4 protein-coding genes are annotated in these 3,218 nt (G+C 45.1%); 2 read left to right on the top strand and 2 right to left on the bottom strand.

The annotated features are described in order from the left end of the window. Window positions 1–130: 130 nt before the first annotated feature. Entirely contained in the window at window positions 131–562 is a 432-nt protein-coding gene (locus JX312_RS11040) for a Fur family transcriptional regulator (RefSeq protein ID WP_204458036.1), read from the bottom strand. 322 nt (window positions 563–884) lie between these two features. After that, a complete protein-coding gene (locus JX312_RS11035) occupies window positions 885–1,907 on the bottom strand; it encodes a YafY family protein (protein WP_204458035.1) in 1,023 nt (340 codons plus the stop codon). 80 nt (window positions 1,908–1,987) lie between these two features. Here JX312_RS11035 and JX312_RS11030 point away from each other — a divergent pair, with 80 nt between their 5' ends. Both JX312_RS11030 and prfH read left to right on the top strand, forming a co-directional pair. Beyond that, window positions 1,988–2,452, top strand: coding sequence for an RtcB family protein (locus JX312_RS11030; RefSeq protein WP_204458034.1), 465 nt, complete (start codon window positions 1,988–1,990; stop codon window positions 2,450–2,452). After that, the gene (prfH, locus tag JX312_RS11025; protein ID WP_204458033.1) at window positions 2,449–3,054 is read left to right on the top strand and encodes a peptide chain release factor H; all 606 of its coding nucleotides are present in this window, start codon (window positions 2,449–2,451) and stop codon (window positions 3,052–3,054) included. Before JX312_RS11030 ends, prfH begins: the two co-directional genes overlap by 4 nt. The last annotated feature ends 164 nt before the right edge of the window (window positions 3,055–3,218 follow it).

Below are 3,218 nucleotides of genomic sequence, written 5' to 3'. Positions count from 1 at the left end.
GCTCCTTCTTCGGAATCATGAAATCATCTCAAAATCTCCTAAAATTTAATATAAGCTAATTTCCAACACTTACTTATTTCTGATTATTTCAACGTAAGTCTGTTTCAGTTTGTTTATATTTTTCGGGAGCTTATGCGCTATGATCTGAACATTCGGGACACAACCCTTTGTAACACACCTCCACACTCTCCAACACGAATCCCTTCATTTTTCTCATATCTATATGATGAGGCAATTCCGTGTCGAAAATTTTGCCGCACCTGCGACACATGAAATGTCCATGTTCCGGCTGAGGAGCCATGTCATATCTTTTGTTTCCGCTCTCTATCTCAAGCTCCCTTACGAGTCCGCAGTCAGCCAGCGCATGAAGCGAGTTATAGACAGTGGTCCGCGAAAGCGATGGAAACCTATGCCATAGATTTGAATAAATCTCCTCGGCAGAAGGGTGAAGGCGGGAGTTCGCTATCAGAGAAAAGATCGATATTCTCTGAACTGACGGACGCAACCCTGCGTTGTGAAGCATGGTAGCCAGCTCCGATTCGCTATACTGATCTTTCTCCATATGCAGCCTTATTGTTTTAACAAATCTGTAACGATTACAAAATTAGCAATCATTACAGACTTATCCAAATTTTTTCAATTAAAATTTGCAAACTATTGCAAATTTTAGAGAAATATCATTTCCCTGCATACATATACAAAGTCATCATACCGCTATGCTACTTCTTCAACTCGTGAAGAAAGCCCATCTCTTCTGCCATATACACGCACAACACAGAATCAAAGAACAAAACGGCATCATATTCTCCAATGATGCAATTATGAGTGCAGATTACTCAAACCTCTATATCCCTAACTTAACCGACATAGATTTTCTCGCCTTACTAATCTTCATATCTCGCAGCGGCTATACGGACGCTTTTGGCGATGCGGGTACGAAATTCCGGTGGAGCTATTACTTCGGCATGACCTCCGTAGCCGAGTATCAGACGCTCCAGCTCATTGTTGATTACCACTTTGAGCGAGAGCTGGATAGATCCGTCTCTGAAACGTTGCTCCACTTTCTGCGATTTATGAAATGGCTTTGACTCAACGTATGGAGCCTGTTGGCGGTCAATCTTTATTACTACACGACGAGCCTTGTCATGAATTCCTTTAGTTACACCGATAGTGTCGTCAAAGAAGTGTTCCGGGTCAAAGTCGACACATTTCTTGAATGGATGTTCCTTGTCCATAGCAACCGACTGTATGCGGTCGAGAGCAAAAATATTTACTTGCGGAGAGCTGTTGGTGGCTTTCTCCCCAATTAGAAACCAGCGGTTGCGATATTCTTTCAGAAGGTAAGGATACACTACCAATGTTCCCGACTGACGTGCCTTGAACGACTGATATTCGATAATGACAGTCTGCTGTTTGCGCACAGCATCATATATGTCGCCGATAAATTTTGCTCCTCGATATCCCGCGACATACTCCATATCCATTGCCGGAACCGACGTGCCCGTGTGTCGGGAAATCTGCTCATTGAGTTTGCTTATAGTGTCGATTGACGAAGCCAGCTGTGGAAAACCCTGCAACTGGCGCAATATGTCAAGAGCAGAGTTGAGTGCATCGAGTCCTTCATCATTAAGCGGAAGATGTGTGATACTGAAATCCGGATCCTCATACTCATAGTATTTGTTTTCTCTCACCACAATCGGAGCATTATAGCCCAAGCGGTCGCTGCGCATCAGGGCGAGGTCGTTCTGAAATGTACGACGGCTCACAGGGTTACTCCGCCCTTCAAACTCCGCCAACGCATCAGTGCAGGCGTCAATAAGGTCATTGATAGTCCAGCGGCGGTAATGGTTCTGAAGACATTTGTCGATGGTCGATATTCGGATAAGGGTAGCGCGATTGAGAGGCATAATCAGATATNTTTCACAAAAATAGCAATTTTATCAATAGTGCGCAAATCCATTGCGCATACACGTCTCAACTTTGCGGCATGATTATAACTGGAAAAACCACATCGGCTGAAATTTTCACCCTATCCGACTGGAATGTATGTCAATCCCGACCATCACATAATTATATCTCCCTGACTGATGGGCTGCCGATGTTGCGCAAAGGAGCGATAGATGCTTCCGAAGGGAGAAAAGTTGCCATTCCTTTTAATATGCGCGACGGCATAGCCATCTGCCTTGGCAAAGGAAACGGGCGCTGGCTCAATACGGCTCCGCATGGAGCCGGTCGCATCATTAGCCGTGCCAAAGCCAAAAAGCAAATAACAATGCGTGAATTTGAAAACTCAATGAAGGGCATATACTCGTCATCTGTGTTCGCAGGTACTCTTGATGAATCCCCAATGGCATACAAACCGACCGGGGAGATCCTCGAACTTATCAAGCCGACAGTCGAGGTAATCTCCATGATTAAACCCAAACTCAATATTAAAGATACTGGAGAATGAAAAAATACATACAGATTACTGCCGGGCGCGGCCCTGTCGAGTGCGCCAGAGTCGTGACTCTTGTCGCTCGCGAACTGCTCAAAGCAATTCCTTCATTACATATGACCGACTCCGAACCACACAACCGGGTTGAAGGTTGCTATATGTCTGTCACACTTGCCACAGATGAAGACATTCCTTTATCAACGATAAGCGAATGGGAGGGAACGATACTATGGCGGTCAACCGTGAATCCATTTCGACCGGGACACAAACGCTGCAATTGGCTTGTAGGTGTCAATTTTTTCGATAAAGTGGAACTACCACAGATTACTGATGCCGATATAGTGTATGAAACCTGCCGATCCGGCGGCAAGGGCGGACAGAATGTCAACAAAGTTGAAACTGCGGTCCGTGCAATCCATATCCCTACCGGGCTGTCAGTGAAATGCTCGGATGAACGCTCCCAGTCGCAGAACAAAGTTCTTGCAAGAGAACGACTGCTATTGAAACTCCGACAACGAAACGACAAAACCGTTGCCGAATCGCAGTCGCGCCAATGGTGCAACCACGACAATCTCGAGCGCGGCAACCCCGTCAAAAAATATTCAGGACCATTATAATTCAGAATAAAACGATACTCCATATTTCAACCATACCCCGCTATGCTCCCGATGAGACTCGGTGAAAACTCCTCATAAAATCCTCTCAATGAACCTCACAATTAAATTTAAACAGTTTCTTAAGCGTCCGGAATTTATTGTAGAGCAAGGAGGTGTTACAGCTA

Origin of the sequence: Barnesiella sp. CU968 (genome assembly GCF_905219685.1) — a bacterium.
Classification (GTDB): Bacteria; Bacteroidota; Bacteroidia; order Bacteroidales; family Muribaculaceae; genus Lepagella; species Lepagella muris_A.
This window is presented reverse-complemented; position numbering and strand designations above follow the sequence as displayed.